Below are 19,066 nucleotides of genomic sequence, written 5' to 3' on the forward strand. Positions count from 1 at the left end.
TTTTATCAGTGTTGACAGATAAAAAGAGGTTCAGACACAAAAACAGGCTGCGGAGAATACTTTCTCCACAGCCTGAAGAGGGGATTTCCCCTCTTATTACTTACATTGTTCTAAAATATTTTGTAATGTATAATGAATTGCTTGATGCGTTTCAAAAAAACGTTTTCCATTCATTTTCCTTGCAAAGCACTGTAAAGAATTATTTTGTAAATTTGTACATACTTGTTCAATTTGCTGTACATGTATGTATTTAGGCTTTGTACGCTGCAACCACTCCAAAGCAAGTTGTTTCCACTCTTCTAAGTTTTGATCCACTACAGATACGAATGGCTTTATATCATGATAAAAGTCGAAATCACATTCTTCACTTTCTCTTTTTTTTATAATTGTTTCCTCGTTATACTCAATTAGTTTCTTTGTTGATTCAATCAATGTTATATATTCCACTATTTCCACCTACTTATATACTAACGGCTACGATCTGAAACGTTTGTACCCAGTTACCTTTCTCTTCATGATTCAATAATTTCGTTTCCATATGCTTCATATGCATTTCCATTACCTCTACTTTATTAACGACATATTCTCTTTTATCCTTAAGTGCATGATCAACCTTAAGCGACACGTTCATTTCAAGCAAATCAAGAGTATTTAACATCTGATCCATCTTTTTCATTACATCTTCTTTCTGAACCATTTTCATCTTTAACATGCCTCCCTCTTTGCTTTTTCTTTGTCATGTTAATTCGACAGTTCTATTTTTGCTCCTGCATGCTTGACAAAACTAGTTGTAATTCGGCAAAGAAAGTGATTTTTTGTATGAAGTTTATGAAAGTGGCAACAATACGAAAGGGAGGTGTCGACATTGGCTAAAAACAAAAATGAAAACAAGAAAAAACAACCTCAAAACAAGCAAAACAAACCAGAAACAGGGAATCCAAAATTAGACGGTCCAAATTTCCCTGCGACATAAGGTTCAACTAACCTTTCCCATGAAAGGCTAGTTGAACTAATCGGGCTCTTACAGTTGGTTTAACTCCCGCTTTCTACAAAGCGGGTTTTTTTATTATATCACGAATATGAAATTCTTTATTTTATTAAGACTTTTTACACTCGCTCTTCTATCTCCAGTTAAAAAAGGCTATTTAATGAGGCAAAGAAATGTAATTGCTTCTGTTTTTCTAAAAACCATTCTGTCATTTCAACTTCTTCTTTCGGTTCTTCAAATAAAAACAGCTTTTCTACATCCACTCCTGTCTGAAACCAATCATTTTCTACCTTGCGGTGATGGGAAACAACAGAAAATACCTCCCGAAGCTGCGGTGTATTTTGTTCCTTAGATAAAATAAAATATTGTTCATAATCAAATCTTGAACCCGTGTGAACTGTTTGAGAAGAAAATGTATGAAATAACTCCTTATAAGTTGGATGAAATAACAACCATGCTAATCGTTTTCCTAATTCAATTCTCTTTGTTAACGTTTCAAATTGATGTACAGAAAAACCGTATAATTCCCCAGTTATTGTCGGAAATATTACTGCACTAAAATGAAATAACTCTTGAAATTTGAACATTAATGTTTGAAAAATATGCTTTTGATAAAAAGGATGCTCAATTACAGGTTCTTGAATGACACATTGTTCATTAATAATAAGAGCTGTCATAAGTCGTTCTTCTTTTTTTTGCTGCCAAAAACGAGACCATTCCCCTTCCATGAATACCGAAACGGAAAACATTTGTAATAAATGAAACAATGGCTTTTTCATTCGTTTACTATATTCATACAACAGTAACTGTGGATACGCATCTAAAAAAATAAGCCAATTCGCACGTTCATATGTAAGAAATAATTGTTTCCGCATCTCCTTAGATAAAACTTTCGGATAATATTTTCCTTCTAAATCTGTCATATTCCAACCTGCATTTCGAGACACCATACTAGCTAAAAATGACCAACGAATTTCTTTATTACGCTCGTAATATTCTTTGTAAGCATGCGTACGCGAAATGTTATCAGCATTCGCAAGAATCGTTTGTTGCTGAATATAATTTATAAGCTCTTTTTCTTCATTCGTATATAAATAACTTTTCCTTTTTTTTCTTATTTTTTCATATTCACTTTGTGCAAACACAATGTTCTCACCTCGTATCTATCTAAAAAAATAGCCTATTTTTTATTTTTTTTGATATAATCACCTTTGTAAGTAATTCTATGCAATCTGGAGTGGACAAATTATGACCATTCGTTACCCAAACGGAAGAAAGTATACTCAGACTCAGCCAACTCATAACCTGTCATCTATAAGTAAACATACTTATAGTAACAGAGGGATGTCCCTTGAAGAAGAGCTGAATGAAACAAATCAATACTATTTAACTCACAATATTGCTTGTGTGCATAAAAAGCCGACCCCTCTTCAAATCGTAAAGGTCGATTATCCAAAACGAAGCGCTGCCGTAATTAAAGAAGCGTACTTTAAACAACCTTCTACAACTGATTACAACGGTGTATACAAAGGCATGTACATTGATTTTGAAGCGAAAGAGACGAGAAATAAAACGAGTTTTCCTTTGCAAAACTTCCATCTTCATCAAATCAATCATATGAAGGAAGTATTAGCTCATAGCGGAATTGCATTCGTTATTATTAAATTTACTCTTTACGATGAATTTTATTTATTGGAAGCCAAACATATCATTACGTTTTGGAATCGACAAGAAGATGGCGGACGGAAATCCATTACAAAAGAAGAAATAAAAGAATATGGATACTTATTACAATGCGGTTATCATCCTCGCATTGATTATATTCGCACACTAGACACACTTTATTTTTCGTGATAGAGTCAACAATAAGGCTCATTTTTCGACTTTTTGGGGAGAAAATGAAAGGTAGGAGAAAGTATAATGTCAGAAAATTATCGTTCTCGTGAAGAACGAAAACAAGTTCAAAAACAGAAGCAAGAACAGCCTAAAAAAGAGAAACCAAAGAAAAAAAGTTCTTTTCTACGTAAATTTCTAATCGCTTGCTTATTAATCGGCATTGTGACACTAGTAGCTGGAGTTTCTGCTTTCTTTGTTATGGTAAAAGATGCTCCAAAACTAGATAAAGCAAAACTTGTCAATCCATTATCAACAAAGTTTTATGATAAAGACGGAAAGTTCTTATATGAATACGGCGCTGAGAAGCGAACGAATGTCACATATGATCAAATTCCAAAAGTAGTAGAAAATGCCTTCATAGCTACAGAAGATTCACGCTTTTACGAGCACAATGGGATTGATGTTAAGCGTACGACGAAAGCCATCTTCGAAAACGTAACAGGCGGTTTTGGTTCTCAAGGTGGTAGTACCATTACACAACAGGTTATTAAAAACTATTTCTTGACGATGCAAAAAACAACGAAACGTAAAGTACAAGAATGGTATTTAGCTTACAAACTAGAGCAGCAATATTCAAAACATGAAATTCTAGAAATGTACTTAAACAAAATTAACTTAGGTAACCGCTCATACGGAATTGCAACTGCTGCGCAAAATTATTACGGAAAAGATTTAAAAGATTTAAAATTAAACGAAGCAGCATTGCTTGCAGGATTACCACAAGGTCCTAATAAATATGATCCTACGAAGCCACAAAATGTGAAAGCTGCAACAGAACGACGTGACACGGTATTATATTTAATGAACAGACATGGCTATATTACAAAGCAAGAGATGGACGATGCAAAGAAAATTCCAGTAACAGAAGGTATTAAACCATCTCAAGAAGCAACGCAAATGCCATATCAAGCATTTTTAGATGCTGCTGTAAAAGAAATCGAAGCAGCAGATAAAGATGTAAACATTGGTTCTGACGGTCTTAATATCTATCTAACATTAGATACAAAAGCTCAAGATTTTGCGGATAAAATGTTGAATACTGAAGAGATCATTAACTATCCTGATGAAAAATTCCAGGGTGCATTCACATTTATGGATACTGAAACAGGCGCAGTCCGTGCACTCGGTAGCGGGCGCGGTGAAAATAAAGCAACATTTAAAGGACATAATATAGCTGTTGATACGACAACGCGCCAAGTTGGTTCAACAATGAAGCCGATTTTTGACTACGGCCCTGCTGTTGAATACAAACAATGGTCTACGTATCACCAAGTTGATGACTCAACATACTATTATGAAACAGACCGAAAACGAGAAGTAAGAAATTTTGACAACGGTCATAAAGGTACAATGTCTATGCGTGAAGCATTAGCGCAATCACGAAACGTTCCAGCTGTAAAAATCGCGAATGAAGTCGGACGAGATAAAGCACAAGCTTTCGCTGAAGGACTTGGTTTTACATTTGGAAAAGATGGCGCTGTAGAATCATCAGCAATTGGTAGTAATGGAGCTTCTCCACTCACAGTTGCAGGAGCATATGCAGCTTACGGAAGTGGTGGTATATATCATAAACCACATTTCGTCACAAAAGTTGTCTATCCAGATGGGAAAGAAGTAAACTTTACTCCAAAAGGAAAACGAGTGATGAAGGATTATACAGCATACATGGTTACTGATATGATGCGTAGTGTTGTAAAATCTAGTACTGGTACTGGTAAAGCGGCAAATATTCCTTCATTAGACGTTGCTGGTAAAACAGGAACAACAAACTATTCTGCAGAGGACCTTAGGAAATACGATTTCCCTGATTCTGCAAGTCCTGATTGTTGGTTTGCAGGTTTTACACCACAATATACGATGGCTGTATGGATAGGGTATGACAAACCAAGTGAAGGCTATATTGACAAAAATACATCACCTATCGCACAGCGCATGTTTAAGGCGATGATGAGTGAATTTGGAAGTGATACATCTCGTTTTGAAATGCCAAGTAGTGTAGAACGCATCGGTGATGAACTGTATGTTAAAGGTGCGAAAAAAGATGATGTTCCAAAAGTCAATGTAGATGCACCAAAATTAAATGCATCTTATGATGCTGCATCGCAATCCATTGCTTTAAGCTGGTCTGCTTCAGACGATTCAGACGTATCTTATTCTGTAAGCTATAAAGGTAGTGACGGATCTAGCGGCAGTCCACAAATAAGCGGTACAAGCGCAACAATTAGCGGTGTCAAACCTGGTGCTACTTATACTATCTCACTTGTTGCGAAAAAGACTGGTGGTACTAGTGCTCCAGCAACAATAACGTATGTAGTACCTGGCGGTGATGATTCGAAGAAAAAAGCTGAGGAAGACACAGCTAAGAAAAAGGCTGAAGATGACGCTAGGAAAAAAGCCGAAGATGACGCTAAGAAAGCTGAAGATGACGCTAAGAAAAAAGCTGAAGAAGATGCGAAAAAGAAAGCTGAAGAAGATAAACAGAATCAGAATCAAAATCAAAATCAAAATAACGGAAATACCACACCGGGCGGAGGAACCACTCCAAATCCTCCGAACCCGAACCCGAACCCGAATCCACCAGCTACACATTAATAAAAAAGAAGCCATTTTCTCTACCGAGAAAATGGCTTCTTTTGCATAATAAGTACTTTTACATATAACTTTTCTATTTCTTCATACAACTGTGTAAGCTGAATGAAGGAATGATAATGATTTGGCTTATTCATTATGAAAGAAAACCGTTCTAAAAAGTTAACAGGTTTTTTCTCAAGTCTGTCTATTTGTTCACTCATATTTTGTAAATTTGTAACAGGTGTTCCATTCATCCAGTGTAAAATAGATAAAAGATGCCCTGCAAATCGTACCATCGGCTCTTTCGCTTCTTTTTTGTTTCGATTTCGAAATAACATAGAAATCTCTTCTTTTTGCTCTTTCCATAAGCCTAATACAGTAGGAATGCTCACTTCTATCGCATTCCATGGCTTATATCCCTGCTCAATATCAAAGAAAAAGTACATCTCCCCTAAAAGCTCTCCAAATGATTTCTCTGCGTTGTATTCGATGACAGCCCTGTCTTCAAAGAAAGGGGGGCAGCGAAAGTCATTCGGTATTTCAAGTACTTGCTTCATTTCTTTTCCTTTCCCTTCATACGTTTCTTACCTTCACGGCATAACTCTAATAACTTGCATTCCTCACACTGCGGACGCTGTGCCTTGCAGTGATAGCGACCAAAGAAAATCATGCGGTGATGTGTTACTCCCCACTCTTCTATCGGTACTTTCTTCATTAATGTCTTTTCTACTTCTAATACAGAATCTTTCCATTTACAAAAGGCAAGTCGTTTACTAACACGCTCTACATGCGTATCAACTGCAATAGCTGGAATGCCAAATGCAACAGAAACAACAACGTTTGCTGTTTTTCGTCCTACACCTGGTAGCTTCGTTAATTCATCTCGATCTTGCGGCACCTCTCCATCATATTCATCAATAAGCATACGACATAACTTTTGAATATTTTTCGCCTTATTTCTATACAAACCAATAGAACGAATATCTTGCTGTAATTCTTCTAAAGACACCTTTAAATAATCTTCTGGTTTTTTATATTTCTGAAATAAACCTTTTGTTACTTTATTGACAAGAACATCTGTGCACTGTGCAGATAGCGCAACCGCAATAACAAGTTCAAATGCGTTGTCATGATTCAGTTCACAATGCGCTTCTGGGTACATCTCTCCCATTACATCAAGACAATGTCTAATTTGTGTTTTATTTAGCATTATTTCCTCCTACCATTACTGCTCTAGCCAATTATAAAATGGCACTTTTCCAGTATACTTCGTTTCTTGGCGTGATGCGTGCTGATTCCGCTGTTGACTTTCTCTAAATTTCCTGCCTTGATTTTGTGCTTGATCGACCGTTTTAATTCCGTTTTTCTTCCATTCAAACAATATACGATCAATATAACGGAAGTTCAGTTTTCCGCTCATAACGGCTTCACGAAGAGCAGCTTGAATTAAAAGTGGGTCGTGATGATCTTGATCTTGCCACATCGCTAACGTCTCACACTCAAATGGAGATAAAGGTCTACCAAATTCATGTTCAAATACTGTATATAAATTTATTTGTAATTGCTTTTGCTCGCGCTCTTCCTCTTCAATGTTTTCACTCATTAAAAAATGTAATATTTTTTCCCAAAGAGGCTGTAGTGAGTAACTTTCACAAATCATTGCCGCAGGTTTCCGGCCTCCCTCTAACGCTAAAAACCCTTTTTGAATTAACTTCTGAATAATCTCCATACACTTTGTTTGTGTAATCGTCATCCGCTCTGCAATTTCTCCTGGAGTCGGGAAAGAGTTTCCTGATTCTAAAAATGTGTGCACATGCAGCAGTACCATAAACTCAATTTCATTTAAACCGAGTTTTTTGTAATGCATCATTAATAATTTTGGAATCGCAATACTACCTTGTTCAAACCACTCTAACATGATTTTCTTCTTCATACTCAAACACCTCGCTTTCTAGTATAACACACCTTTTCACATTTCTTTTTGGCACAATTCGTCAAAAAAAACCTCCCTTTCATATAGGGAGGTATCATTTGAACCGTCTAATTAAAAACAGTTTGTAGAAGTAAGGATGAAAGAACTGTGCTTAGCCTTTCATTTTATTCTTCATAAATCTATGAATACGTTCTAACGCTTTCTCTAACTGCTCAAGTGAAGTCGCATACGATAAACGAACGTTGTTTGGCGCTCCAAATCCCGTTCCTGGAACAAGGGCAACTTTTTCTTCTTCTAACAATGCTTTTGCCCATTCATCAACCGTTTCATAACCAGCTAATGCGACTGCTTCTTTTACATTTGGGAACAAATAGAACGCTCCTTGCGGTTTAATACAAGAGAACCCAGGAATTTGAATTAACTTATCATATACGATATTTAATCGCTCTTCAAATGCTCTGCGCATGATTTCTACAGGCTGTTGATCTCCAGCATAAGCAGCAATCGTTCCGTATTGTGCAATTGAAGTAGGGTTTGACGTACTGTGACTCGCTAAGTTTGTCATCGCTTTAATGAGCTCTTTATTGCCTGCTGCATAGCCAATACGCCATCCTGTCATCGAATGCGATTTTGATACACCGTTAATAATAAGCGTCTGTTCTTGTAATTCGTGAGAAAGCTCAGCAATTGATGTATACTCTGCATCGCCATAAATTAATTTCTCATAAATTTCATCAGAAACGATTAAAATGTCATGCTCTAAACATACTTGTCCAAGCTGATCAAGCTCTTCTTTACTATAAATCATCCCTGTTGGGTTGCTAGGTGAATTAATAATGACAGCTTTCGTTTTCTCTGTAATGACTTGACGTAATTGCTCTGATGTAATTTTGTAATGATTTTCTTCCAAACCATCTACATATACTGGCTCTCCGCCTGCAAGCTTCACTTGTTCTGGATAGCTTACCCAATACGGCGTTGGAATAATAACTTCATCACCTTCATCAAGTAACACTTGAAATAACGTATATAAAGCGTGTTTTGCACCGTTACAAACAATAATTTGAGATGGTTCATAAGATATGCCTTGGTCACGCTCGAATTTTTTGATAATTTCTTGTTTTAGCGCAGCTAATCCACCAGTTGGTGTATATTTCGTATAACCTTCTAACATTGCTTTATAAGCAGCCTCTATAATATGATCTGGCGTATTAAAGTCAGGCTCTCCTGCTCCTAAGCCAATCACATCATATCCTTCTGCTTTTAACGCTTGTGCCTTTGCTGTAATTTCTAACGTTGTAGATGGTGTTAGAGCAGCTACTCGCTTTGCTAATTTCATCCTGAGTTCCCCCTGCACTTATTTTTCAATACTATATCGTTTCAAAAACTTACCATCTTGAAAGGCAAGATAATAGTAAGTATAACGATTTTCATCATCAATATATGTAACTTCCCATAATGGAACATTGTTTTCAGCGCCTAATTTTGCTTTCACCAATTGTTTTGGCTTTCGTTCTTTCGCAACAATTTGCAATGCTTCTTTTTCAGAGATACCTTCGCTCGCCTTTTGCACTAGAATATCTCCTTTTTTCTCAGGCACCCAAACGATATATTGTTCTCCTTTTTCATTCACACCTTGTACAACTTCATATGGAGTTTGTCCATTATAATAATCGACTTTTGTTACGTTTGTGAGCTTTGCTTTTTCCTTTGCAATCTCAACTGTTTTCGATTCTTTCGGGACTTTTTTCTCCATAGTCGTATTATAAATGTGGCCCCCGTATAAAACAACTGCAACGATTACAATAAAAATTGTTAAGATCCACTTTTTCATTGTATCACTACGTTCTGTAAATCGTAAAAATTGCTGTCTCTTTTTCATTTTCGTCTAATGCTAATCCGAACATCAGATCTTTCTCTTTTAATGTTCGATTTAAACTATCAACAACCTTATATAAATCAGACGAGTACGTCAGACGCGTCGTTGATAATACTTCAATTTTCTTCTCCATGAAAACTCCTCCGTTACACAAAATTTCTAATTATAAAAGAACGCATTGCGGTTACAATAAGGGTACATTCTTTCCAACCCCTGCTTCATCACCCATCTATTATAGCAGGACATGTTCTCCAAAAAAAGGTTTGAAGTCGAAAACCGATGTATTTCTATCTTTAATGTAAGAAAAAATAAAAATTCCTCCTACCCACATGTTACGCCTGAAGCAAGTTTGCTTCAGGCGTAAACTATTATTTCATTTTTTTTATTAAATCATCTAATGGTCCTTCATATAATGGGACGGTTGGAATCGATTGGAGAAATCGTTTTCCATAAAAAGATGCAGTAAGACGACGATCTAGCACAAACACTGTACCTGTATCCGCCGTTGTACGAATAAGGCGTCCGAACCCTTGTTTAAAGCGAAGAATGGCTTGCGGCAGAGCAAGCTGTGTAAATGGATCTTCTCCCTTTTCTTTTAATCGTTCACCTTTCGCTTGCATCATCGGCTGATGCGGTGATGTGAATGGAAGACGCACGATAACAAGACAACTTAATGCTTCTCCTGGTATGTCAATCCCTTCCCAAAAACTGCTCGTCCCTAATAGAATCGCCTTTTCAAACTCTTGAAACTTTCGAATCATTCGGCTCCGACTACGATTATGAACACTTTGTGTTAATAAAAGGAATTCTTCTAACTCATCGTTCTTCTTTAATACCTCATATACTTCTTTTAACATTTCATATGATGTAAATAAAACAAGCATTCGACCATTTGTAGCTTTCGCAATTTTTATAATATGCTTCGAAACCGCTCTGATATACTCTTCTTCACTTACATGTTTAATATGCGGAACATCTGTTGAAACCATTAACTTTACTTTCTCTTCATAATGAAATGGTGATGGGATGGTTACTGTATTTGGTGTAAAATCTTCTAAACCAAGCTCCGCTTCTATATAATCAAACGTATCATTTACCGTTAAAGTCGCTGAAGTAAAAATAACACTTCGTTTACGTGCCAAAAATTGATCAGCAAATAGGTCACTGATATTAACCGGCTGTGCGTATAAAATAGTTGAATGAATTGTTCCTTTCGTTTCAGCTTCCATCCATGTCACATGACTCGTTTCTTCTAAAATAAGCATCCGTAACGATTGGATCATTTTAGAAAGAAATTCAGTAAGATGCACAAATTCTCCCGTAACCATATGCCGTTCCCATTCACCTTGTTTTTGCAACATTTCACATTGTTTTTCTAATAATGTAAGCACCCGTCCTAACTGGTGGACAAAACGATCCGTTAATTCCACAATACTACGCCAAAGCTTGCCTCTTTCTTTATTTACATCATAACGATAAATAAGCGGTATATTTCCAAGCACGTGTTCCTGCTTTGTTTTTTGAAATATAAAAGTACGCAGCATTTGAAATAATTCATCTGCATCAAATTTTATTTCTTTCAACATATAGCTAATTGTTTGAAACGTAGAACGTACAGCAATTTGTGATTGCTTCATCATATCATACACTTTAGCTAATACATTAGATGTTTCAAGCGTACCAAATCGTGATAATACGAGTTGAAAATACATACAAGAAAACTGCTCTCCTAGCGCTCTACTTGCCGTTTCTTCAAGATGGTGAGCTTCATCAAAGATAATATGTTCACATGAAGCAAGCAATGGTTCTTCACTTACAAAATCCTGAAATAACAAAGTATGATTTGTGACTACAACATCTGCAAATAATGCTTTGTTTTTGGCACGTTGATAAAAGCAGCGGCTAAACCAGGCGCTCTGCATCCGACTCGGACTCTGTGCATCACTGCAAATTCGTTCCCACAATAGCTTCCCGCCAGCAGGAATGTTCAACTCATCTCGATCCCCTGATTCTGTATCAAGGAGCCAGACTAAAATTTTCGCTTTCGTCAATGCATTATCATAATTGTTTTCAATTTCTCCCAATGCATGCTCAAATTTATGTAAACACAAATAATGCTTTCTTCCTTTTAACATTGCTACTTCAAATGGAAACGGAAGTATTGTTTTCAGTAGTGGGATTTCTTTTGCTAAAATTTGTTGCTGCAGCTGCACAGTTTGTGTACTTATAACGACCGGCTGTTCTTTTTCTTTCGCATAAAAAATACTAGGGAGTAAATATGCTAATGTTTTCCCCGTACCTGTTCCCGCTTCAATTAACGAAAAACGGGAATCTCGAAGCGCTTCGTAAACCTCGTTTATCATAATTTTCTGTCCTTCTCTATTTTCAAAAGAAGGCATTATTTCCCCTAAAGACTGCATCGTTTCCGTTAAAAAAGAAGAAAAATCAGTAGGAGAATCCTCTCCAATTTGTAATGTATAATTGCGTTTACTTAAGGCAATATTTCGGTATATATCATATTGCTTCTCATCATCTGTTCCATGCATCATTTTATTTAAAATACATGCAGACATAACATCTCCAATGTTACTTTGAAACATATCACTTAGCTCATATAACGCTTGCAACGTAACGAGTGGCAATCTTTCCATTTTAGAAAGTAATTGCAAAAATATCTCTGCTGTTACCATTGCATCACTGTCAGCACGATGAGGCTGATCATGGTCAAAGCCATATCTTTTAGCTAAATCACGTAATTTATAACTATCAGCTGTTGGCAATAAAATATGCGCCAGTTCAACTGTATCAATTTTCGAACATGTTACTTCTGAGAATCCAGCTTGCCGTAATTCTTCTTTCAAAAAATTCCAATCGAAATGAACGTTATGCGCAACGAAGTACGCACCTTGTAATAGTTCAATAATCATCGGCGCCACATCTCGGAATAACGGAGCTTGTTTCACAAGTGTTTCATCAATCCCCGTCAATTCTGTAATAAATGGTGGAATGTCCCGTTCAGGGTTTACAAAAGAAGAGAAAATCTCAAGAATTTCCCCATCCTCTACAACAACTGCTGCAATTTGAGTGATTTTATCTTTCCCATCTTTCCAGGCATTCCCTGTCGTTTCTAAATCGACTACGACATAACGCTTACTCATGTATGACACCTCAATTTCTTACCTTTGCGCAACAAAATTTCTATAGTGTTACTATACCACGTTTTCCCTCATCTTAATGGAAAGATACGAAAAATGAAATGATTTTCCTTTCCTATAAGAAAAGCTATCTCTTTTTTCAGAGATAGCTTTTCTTATCCATTATAAAATCGTGCCTGCTTTTTCCGCTCCAAGCATTTCCACAATTTGATTATTATCATCTAAAACAGCAATTTTCGGGATGTGTGTTAGTACCTTTTCTTCTGAAACAAGTCCGTAACAAATAATAATCACTTTATCCCCTGGTTGAACAAGACGAGCAGCTGCTCCATTTAAACAAATGACTCCGGTACCGCGTTCTCCTTTTATAACATATGTTTCTAAACGTGCACCATTATTATTGTTCACAATTTGTACTTTCTCATTTTCGACAATCCCTACTGCATCCATTAAATCTTCATCAATTGTAATGCTTCCTACATAATTTAAGTTTGCTTCTGTTACTGTACCGCGATGTAACTTCGCTCTCATCATTGTGCGAAACATAGTTGCTCCCCCTTATTAAACCGTAAATGTAATATTATCTATTAGTCGTGCATTTTCAAACTTTACAGCAATTGCAATAATGATTTGCCCGCTTATTTGCTCAACCTGTGTTAAGTTTGGATAAGCATATAGATCGGCATAGTCAACAAGACCATTTGTGTTCGTTTCAATATATTCTGTAATATAGTTCGTAATCTTTTCTGGACTACGTTCTCCTTTAATAATTTGCTCTTTTGCCATACATAAACTTTTATATAAATGCGGTGCTTCTTGACGTTCTCGTTCAGATAAATAAACGTTACGAGAACTACGTGCCAATCCGTCTTCTTCCCTTACAATGTCAACTGGTACAATTGTAACAGGAAAATTATAATCACTAACAAACCCATCTATAACTGCTACTTGTTGTGCATCTTTCATCCCAAAATACGCACGATTTGGCATTGTAATATTGAAAAGTTTCATGAGTACCGTTACAACACCTTCAAAATGACCAGGGCGCTGCTTTCCACATAAAACATTCGTGCGCTTTATCACTTCAATATTCGTTGTTCGCTCCGCTGGATACATTTCTTCGACACTTGGGTAAAATAAATAATCTACTTCCACTTCACGTGCTAAGCGCTCATCACGCTCAATATCGCGCGGATAACGCTCTAAATCTTCATTCGGCCCAAATTGCAACGGATTTACAAATATACTTAACATGACAATATCATTTTCTTTTTTCGCTTGTCTCAGTAACGTCAAATGCCCTTCATGCAAATACCCCATCGTTGGAACGAATCCAACCTTTTTTCCACTTGCACGAAGCTCACTTGCGATTTGTTGCATCTCTTGCACGGTTGTAATAATATTCATTACTGTTTTCCTCCGTATAACGCTAAGCATTCTTCTTCTTTCATCGTAAACGAATGTGCTTTCTCTGGAAATTGTTTCTGCTTCACTTCATGAACATATTGTCCAATCCCTCTTACGATTTCTTCTTGCACAGACGTATATTGCTTCACAAATTTTGGAACACGATTAACGCCATACGTAATCAGATCGTGATAAACAAGAACTTGACCATCTGTTTGATTCCCAGCGCCAATACCGATAGTCGGAATCAACAATTGCTTTGTTACAAGTTCCGCTAATTGCATCGGTACACACTCTAATACAAGTGCAATTGCTCCCGCCTCTTCACACTTTTTCGCATCTTCAAGCAATTGTTTTGCACTTTCTGCATCTTTCCCTTGCACTTTGTAGCCACCTAGCACACCGACAGATTGCGGAGTTAATCCAAGATGAGCTACAACTGGAATACCTGCATTCGTAAGGAAACGAATGATTGATACAACTTCATCTGCTCCTTCAACTTTTACAGCATGCGCACCGCTTTCTTGAATAATGCGGCGTGCATTATGCATCGTTTCTTGTAGTGAAACGTGATAAGACATAAATGGCATATCCGTTACAACGAATGTATTTTTCGCACCGCGGCGCACTGCTTTTGTATGATGAATCATATCATCGACAGTTACAGGAATTGTTGAATCATAGCCGAGGACAACCATTCCAAGCGAGTCTCCAACTAAAATCATATCAACTTCTGCTTCTTCAGCAAACTTTGCGGATGGATAATCATACGCAGTTACCATCGCAATCGGCTCATTTTGTTCTTTCATTTTCAAAAAATCCGTCACAGTTTTCACGAATTTCTCCTCCTTTATCTGGAGAGAGGAGATGGCCGGATGAAAAAACATATAAAAAACCCTTCTGACCGTAAAAAGGCAGAAGGGTAGTATCATTCGGCAATATTCATCCCTCTGTCCCAGTCCTATTTTGGATCAAGGCAGAACCACATGTTTATTTTGATTTTCTCACATAGCGGTGCAGTTCCAATTGATACTGCCCATATTCGCCCTTATTATAACAAATAGCAAAACATAATTGCTATACTTTTCTAAAAAAGAAAATCATTTTCCATATACAATAGCCCTTCACTTTTTTAAACAAAGAAGTGAAAAATAACTGCTAAACGTTTCACTTTACTTCAATATCAGCGGAATGAATATGATGTACAACCCCATCATGATCTTCAAGTATAAGAACACCATCAGCCGTAATTCCCTTTGCAATTCCCGTAATTGTATTTGTCATCATACGCGCTGTAATTTCTTTTCCAATACTCACAGCGTAGCTTTCCCAAAGAAGCTTAATCACTGAAAAACCTCGTTCTAAATACTCTTTATATAGCTTTTCCATCTGCAAAAAGATTTGCTGCATCAGTTCAGCCCGTACGATCGTTTTTCCAGATTCAATTGCTAAAGAAGTAGCTATGTGCTGGATATCTTCAGCAAAATGCTCTTGCTTTTGATTCACATTAATACCAATTCCAATAATAACAGCATTAATTTTATCAGGATCTGCTTGCATTTCTGTTAAAATGCCAACTACTTTCTTCCCATTAATTAAAATATCATTCGGCCATTTAATGCCAACGGAAAGATTTGTGCATTTTTCAATGGCCTGTGCTACGCTAACAGCGGCTAATAATGTTAATTGCGGTGCTTGATGAATCGGAACTGTTGGGCGCAAAATAATGCTCATCCAAATTCCTGTCCCTTTTGGTGAGTACCACTTTCTACTCAATCGGCCACGTCCTGCTGTTTGCTCCTCTGCAACAATAACAGTTCCCTCAGCTGCTTCTTCATAAGCAAGCCGAGCTGCGATCTGCTGTGTAGATGTTACCGATTCTTCAAAGTATACCGTTCGGCCTAAAAACTCTGTTTGTAAACCAAGTTGAATTTCATTTGCCGTTACTTTGTCTGGTTTACTGGCAATACGATAACCTAGGCGTCGTACAGCTTCTAGCTCATATCCTTCTTCTCTAAGGACCTCCATATGCTTCCACACAGCTGTTCTTGAGCATCCAAGCTTTTCACTAATCGTTTGACCCGATAAAAATTCGCCATTAGCTTCAGAAAAGATTTGCAATAACTGTTTTCTTATAGCAGATTGCATCTAAGCAGCCACTCCTTTATACACTCTTTCTCATTTTTTAGTCGTCCGTATACAACTTCTTCTTCAATGTTCTGCAGTGCATTAGCAACCCACGGTCCTGCTTCTTCCTTTGACCACGATAATAAATCGCTGCCACTGATTTGCAACTCTTGACGATTACAAATTGGTAAATCATCATATAGCTTCTCTACATGCCTAACATTCGAATGTAAATATGTATTCATGATTCCTTCGTATACACGCTCTGCCATAACGGCAACATCTTTCCCAGCTTTATATAATAAAAACGCATCCCACTCTTGTTTTTCTCGTGCTTTTACATATAATATTACGGATACAATCTCTTTAATTTTTTTATTCGAGAATTTCCATTGTCGTAAAAAAACAGATGGATGTTCCTCTCTCATGCAATATAAAAAGAACGCCCACGACTCCGTATCGCTTTTGAAAAAGGTCCAATCATAATTTGCTGCTTTTGAAATATACTCCCCGCACATTTGTAAATAAGGTAAATACTCATATAATTTGGTTTCTTCCAATAACTGAAGTGCTTTTGCACAATGTGTACCAACAAGTAACTTTTCAAACTCAACTGCAATTCTTTCAATTGCGATATGTTCTAGTAAATGTCCATATTCTATAATAGCTTGTTTCGTTCCCTCTTCTACGGTAAAACCTAGTGTACTAACAAAACGAATACCACGCATCATTCGAAGGGCATCTTCTTGAAAGCGGTCGGCTGGATTTCCAACAGTTGCAATTTCCTTCTTCACAATCGCTTCTTGACCACCAAATAAATCAACTATTTCTCCCGTTTCTTTCATCGCAATTGAATTCATTGTAAAATCACGGCGCTGTAAATCTTCATCTAATGAACGAACAAATTGTACGCTGCTAGGACGCCTGAAATCTTCATAATCGCCTTCTGTTCGAAATGTCGTTACTTCATATGGAATATCTTCTTGTAAAACAATAACCGTCCCGTGTTCAATTCCAACAGGAACGTGACGCGGAAATAGACGCATTACCTCTTCCGGCAGGGCCGATGTTGCAATATCGATATCACCAATTGGTCTACCAATAATATAATCGCGCACGCTCCCACCTACAAAATAAGCTTTAAAGCCGTTCTCTGTTAACGTCTTAATAATTGAAGCTGCTCGTTTAAATCGTTGCATGTTTGTCATCCCTTAGTATGTCATAATAAATTGCTTCATATTGTGAAACAATCATTTCTGAGCCAAATTGTTCATACGCCACTTGGATAGAACGCTCGGCCATTTTAGCATGTAATGTATCATCTTGAAGAAGCTGCACTGCTTGCTGCGAGACGCATTCTATATCTCCTACTTCACATATGTATCCCGTTTCTCCATGTTGAATGACTTCGGGAATCCCGCCAGTACGTGTACCAATACAAGGGACACCACACGCCATTGCCTCAAGTAATACGAGTCCAAAGCTTTCTTTTTCAGACAATAGAAGCATGAGATCACTCATCGTCAAAAGCTCTGCTACATTATCTTGTTTTCCTAAAAATAAGACCTGATTCTCAATATCTAAATGCTTTACAAGCTGTACAATCGTACAAAACTCAGGACCATCACCAACGAGTAATAGTTTTGCTTTTACTTGTTTTACAATAAGGGCAAATGATTTCACGATATCCTGAACACGTTTTACTTTACGAAAGTTCGAAATATGAATTAATACTTTTTCGTCTTCTTGTATACCATATTCTTTTCTTAACTGTGACATATCGCGCTGAAAATACACACGCTCATCAATAAAATTATAAACTGTTTGAATTTCTTTTTTTGTTTTTATTAATTCGTACGTTTCTTCAATAAGTGAATGTGATACAGCCGTCACAACATCCGATTGCTCAATTCCAAAACGAATTAAATTATTTAAAGAAGGATCGGACCCGAGTACTGTGATATCTGTTCCGTGCAATGTCGTGACAATTTTAATATTCTCTCCAATCATTTGCTTTGCCAAATATGCACAAACCGCATGTGGAATTGCATAATGTACATGCAATATATCTAACTTTTCTCTCTGCGCTACTTCTGCCATTTTACTTGCTAACGCCAAGTCATACGGAGGGTATTGGAAAACAGAATATTGATTCACTGTTACTTCATGAAAATAAATATTCGGATATACTTTATTTAAACGAAATGGCAATCCTGATGTAATAAAGTGGATTTCATGTCCACGCTCTGCCAACAACTTCCCTAATTCCGTTCCAACCACTCCAGAACCGCCAACAGAAGGATAACATGTAATCCCTATTTTTAATTTCATTTTACTCCCCCTATTAAATCTTGATTTAATAGAATTGGCCTATTGCTCATAAACCCTTCTGCATACATCACGCCAACTTCTTTTCCAAACATTTTTTCCCGCGCTACAACTGTCTCTACATATCCTTCTGTCAATGGAGTCATAACACCGCTTGGTCCTTTAGTAAATTGACTTTCATACGCCTCTAACGCAGCAACCTTATCAGAAATAGAAGAACTAATATCAATACAAAAATCTGGTTTATGAAAACCATTAATCATGTAGAAATAGAGTGATTGTACACGATGCGGTGGAAATTCCGGCATATATTTACGAATCCCCGCTGAGAAAATGGCTTCTTCTACAAGTTTAGCGCAATTCGCATGATCCGGATGACGATCCTCATAAAATGGCACGAATACAAGTTGCGGTTTATATGTACGGATGATTTTCACGATCTCTTGAATATACTCTTCCTTCATATAGAGGCCTCGGTCTGGCATCGCTAGGTTCATACGCTTTTGGACACCAAGTATATCAGCTGCTTTCATTGCTTCCTGTTTTCGCAGCTCTACTGTTCCATTAGAAGAAAGATTCGCCTCTGTTAAATCACAAATCCCTACTTCATATCCTTGTTTTGTATATTTTGAAATCGTGCCTGCCATGCCGATTTCAACGTCATCGGCATGGGCACCAAAAGCTAATATATGTAATCCGTTCATGTTATTCCCCTCGTTTTCGTAGCTTTCGATAATCTAAATCACCACGCTCTAATGCATGCATTAAAAGCTCCGCACTTG

19 protein-coding genes and 1 pseudogene are annotated in these 19,066 nt (G+C 37.0%); 2 read left to right on the forward strand and 18 right to left on the reverse strand.

The features are described 5' to 3' along the window. Nucleotides 1–96: 96 nt before the first annotated feature. The 3 genes from PLX19_RS14985 to PLX19_RS14995 all read right to left on the reverse strand — a co-directional run bounded on the left by PLX19_RS14985 (nt 97) and on the right by PLX19_RS14995 (nt 2,133). Nucleotides 97–447: a YppE family protein gene (locus PLX19_RS14985; RefSeq protein WP_272189477.1), complete on the reverse strand. Its 351-nt coding sequence runs from the start codon at nt 445–447 to the stop codon at nt 97–99. A 13-nt stretch (nt 448–460) separates the two neighbouring features. After that, nucleotides 461–703: a hypothetical protein gene (locus PLX19_RS14990; RefSeq protein WP_272189478.1), complete on the reverse strand. Its 243-nt coding sequence runs from the start codon at nt 701–703 to the stop codon at nt 461–463. Nucleotides 704–1,131: 428 nt separating this feature from the next. Continuing rightward, on the reverse strand, nt 1,132–2,133 hold the full coding sequence (locus PLX19_RS14995) for a DUF2515 domain-containing protein (RefSeq protein ID WP_272189479.1): 1,002 nt from the start codon (nt 2,131–2,133) through the stop codon (nt 1,132–1,134). A gap of 103 nt (nt 2,134–2,236) precedes the next feature. Between PLX19_RS14995 and recU the strand changes: the two genes are divergently transcribed. Continuing rightward, nucleotides 2,237–2,842, forward strand: a complete 606-nt coding sequence (gene recU / locus PLX19_RS15000; RefSeq protein WP_272189480.1) for a Holliday junction resolvase RecU — start codon at nt 2,237–2,239, stop codon at nt 2,840–2,842. Between the two features lie 66 nt (nt 2,843–2,908). Next, nucleotides 2,909–5,476, forward strand: coding sequence for a penicillin-binding protein 1A (locus PLX19_RS15005; protein ID WP_272189481.1), 2,568 nt, complete (start codon nt 2,909–2,911; stop codon nt 5,474–5,476). Nucleotides 5,477–5,496: 20 nt separating this feature from the next. Here the strand turns inward: PLX19_RS15005 and PLX19_RS15010 are convergent, their stop codons facing one another. The 15 genes and pseudogenes from PLX19_RS15010 to PLX19_RS15080 all read right to left on the reverse strand — a co-directional run. Continuing rightward, nucleotides 5,497–6,012 (reverse strand): YpoC family protein, encoded by a 516-nt coding sequence (locus PLX19_RS15010; protein WP_272189482.1) that lies wholly within the window; start codon nt 6,010–6,012, stop codon nt 5,497–5,499. Then, nucleotides 6,009–6,665, reverse strand: coding sequence for an endonuclease III (gene nth / locus PLX19_RS15015; protein WP_272189484.1), 657 nt, complete (start codon nt 6,663–6,665; stop codon nt 6,009–6,011). The genes PLX19_RS15010 and nth overlap by 4 nt, the downstream gene beginning before the upstream one ends. 15 nt (nt 6,666–6,680) lie before the next feature. After that, nucleotides 6,681–7,388, reverse strand: coding sequence for a DNA replication protein DnaD (gene dnaD / locus PLX19_RS15020; RefSeq protein WP_272189485.1), 708 nt, complete (start codon nt 7,386–7,388; stop codon nt 6,681–6,683). Between the two features lie 151 nt (nt 7,389–7,539). Next, entirely contained in the window at nt 7,540–8,727 is a 1,188-nt protein-coding gene (locus PLX19_RS15025) for a pyridoxal phosphate-dependent aminotransferase (RefSeq protein ID WP_272189487.1), read from the reverse strand. A gap of 18 nt (nt 8,728–8,745) precedes the next feature. After that, nucleotides 8,746–9,222: a cell wall elongation regulator TseB-like domain-containing protein gene (locus PLX19_RS15030; RefSeq protein WP_272189727.1), complete on the reverse strand. Its 477-nt coding sequence runs from the start codon at nt 9,220–9,222 to the stop codon at nt 8,746–8,748. 7 nt (nt 9,223–9,229) lie between these two features. Then, nucleotides 9,230–9,400 (reverse strand): YpmA family protein, encoded by a 171-nt coding sequence (locus tag PLX19_RS15035; RefSeq protein WP_081904925.1) that lies wholly within the window; start codon nt 9,398–9,400, stop codon nt 9,230–9,232. A gap of 235 nt (nt 9,401–9,635) precedes the next feature. Beyond that, nucleotides 9,636–12,425: an ATP-dependent DNA helicase DinG gene (dinG, locus tag PLX19_RS15040; protein ID WP_272189488.1), complete on the reverse strand. Its 2,790-nt coding sequence runs from the start codon at nt 12,423–12,425 to the stop codon at nt 9,636–9,638. Nucleotides 12,426–12,584: 159 nt separating this feature from the next. Beyond that, nucleotides 12,585–12,968: an aspartate 1-decarboxylase gene (gene panD, locus PLX19_RS15045; RefSeq protein ID WP_020059575.1), complete on the reverse strand. Its 384-nt coding sequence runs from the start codon at nt 12,966–12,968 to the stop codon at nt 12,585–12,587. 15 nt (nt 12,969–12,983) lie between these two features. Continuing rightward, the gene (gene panC, locus PLX19_RS15050) at nt 12,984–13,829 is read right to left on the reverse strand and encodes a pantoate--beta-alanine ligase (RefSeq protein ID WP_272189490.1); all 846 of its coding nucleotides are present in this window, start codon (nt 13,827–13,829) and stop codon (nt 12,984–12,986) included. Beyond that, nucleotides 13,829–14,665 (reverse strand): 3-methyl-2-oxobutanoate hydroxymethyltransferase, encoded by an 837-nt coding sequence (gene panB / locus PLX19_RS15055; protein ID WP_272189492.1) that lies wholly within the window; start codon nt 14,663–14,665, stop codon nt 13,829–13,831. Before panB ends, panC begins: the two co-directional genes overlap by 1 nt. A 331-nt stretch (nt 14,666–14,996) precedes the next feature. Continuing rightward, nucleotides 14,997–15,977, reverse strand: coding sequence for a biotin--[acetyl-CoA-carboxylase] ligase (locus PLX19_RS15060; protein WP_272189493.1), 981 nt, complete (start codon nt 15,975–15,977; stop codon nt 14,997–14,999). Continuing rightward, the gene (locus PLX19_RS15065) at nt 15,962–17,155 is read right to left on the reverse strand and encodes a CCA tRNA nucleotidyltransferase (protein WP_272189494.1); all 1,194 of its coding nucleotides are present in this window, start codon (nt 17,153–17,155) and stop codon (nt 15,962–15,964) included. The genes PLX19_RS15060 and PLX19_RS15065 overlap by 16 nt, the downstream gene beginning before the upstream one ends. Next, entirely contained in the window at nt 17,142–18,287 is a 1,146-nt protein-coding gene (gene bshA / locus PLX19_RS15070; protein ID WP_272189495.1) for an N-acetyl-alpha-D-glucosaminyl L-malate synthase BshA, read from the reverse strand. The genes PLX19_RS15065 and bshA overlap by 14 nt, the downstream gene beginning before the upstream one ends. Next, nucleotides 18,284–18,988, reverse strand: a complete 705-nt coding sequence (gene bshB1, locus PLX19_RS15075) for a bacillithiol biosynthesis deacetylase BshB1 (RefSeq protein WP_272189496.1) — start codon at nt 18,986–18,988, stop codon at nt 18,284–18,286. Before bshB1 ends, bshA begins: the two co-directional genes overlap by 4 nt. A 1-nt stretch (nt 18,989) precedes the next feature. Further along, nucleotides 18,990–19,066 (reverse strand): annotated as a pseudogene (locus PLX19_RS15080) (methylglyoxal synthase); the annotation flags it as partial.

It is taken from the genome of Bacillus sp. BP-3 (genome assembly GCF_028401955.1).
In the GTDB taxonomy this organism is placed as follows: Bacteria; Bacillota; Bacilli; order Bacillales; family Bacillaceae_G; genus Bacillus_A.

Coding starts and splice junctions, on each gene's coding strand:
- PLX19_RS14990 (WP_272189478.1), bottom strand. CDS start 703: ATGAAAATGGTTCAGAAAGAAGATGTAATGAAAAAGATGGATCAGATG.
- recU (WP_272189480.1), top strand. CDS start 2,237: ATGACCATTCGTTACCCAAACGGAAGAAAGTATACTCAGACTCAGCCA.
- PLX19_RS15005 (WP_272189481.1), top strand. CDS start 2,909: ATGTCAGAAAATTATCGTTCTCGTGAAGAACGAAAACAAGTTCAAAAA.
- PLX19_RS15010 (WP_272189482.1), bottom strand. CDS start 6,012: ATGAAGCAAGTACTTGAAATACCGAATGACTTTCGCTGCCCCCCTTTC.
- nth (WP_272189484.1), bottom strand. CDS start 6,665: ATGCTAAATAAAACACAAATTAGACATTGTCTTGATGTAATGGGAGAG.
- dnaD (WP_272189485.1), bottom strand. CDS start 7,388: ATGAAGAAGAAAATCATGTTAGAGTGGTTTGAACAAGGTAGTATTGCG.
- PLX19_RS15025 (WP_272189487.1), bottom strand. CDS start 8,727: ATGAAATTAGCAAAGCGAGTAGCTGCTCTAACACCATCTACAACGTTA.
- PLX19_RS15030 (WP_272189727.1), bottom strand. CDS start 9,222: ATGAAAAAGTGGATCTTAACAATTTTTATTGTAATCGTTGCAGTTGTT.
- PLX19_RS15035 (WP_081904925.1), bottom strand. CDS start 9,400: ATGGAGAAGAAAATTGAAGTATTATCAACGACGCGTCTGACGTACTCG.
- dinG (WP_272189488.1), bottom strand. CDS start 12,425: ATGAGTAAGCGTTATGTCGTAGTCGATTTAGAAACGACAGGGAATGCC.
- panD (WP_020059575.1), bottom strand. CDS start 12,968: ATGTTTCGCACAATGATGAGAGCGAAGTTACATCGCGGTACAGTAACA.
- panC (WP_272189490.1), bottom strand. CDS start 13,829: ATGAATATTATTACAACCGTGCAAGAGATGCAACAAATCGCAAGTGAG.
- PLX19_RS15060 (WP_272189493.1), bottom strand. CDS start 15,977: ATGCAATCTGCTATAAGAAAACAGTTATTGCAAATCTTTTCTGAAGCT.
- PLX19_RS15065 (WP_272189494.1), bottom strand. CDS start 17,155: ATGCAACGATTTAAACGAGCAGCTTCAATTATTAAGACGTTAACAGAG.
- bshA (WP_272189495.1), bottom strand. CDS start 18,287: ATGAAATTAAAAATAGGGATTACATGTTATCCTTCTGTTGGCGGTTCT.
- bshB1 (WP_272189496.1), bottom strand. CDS start 18,988: ATGAACGGATTACATATATTAGCTTTTGGTGCCCATGCCGATGACGTT.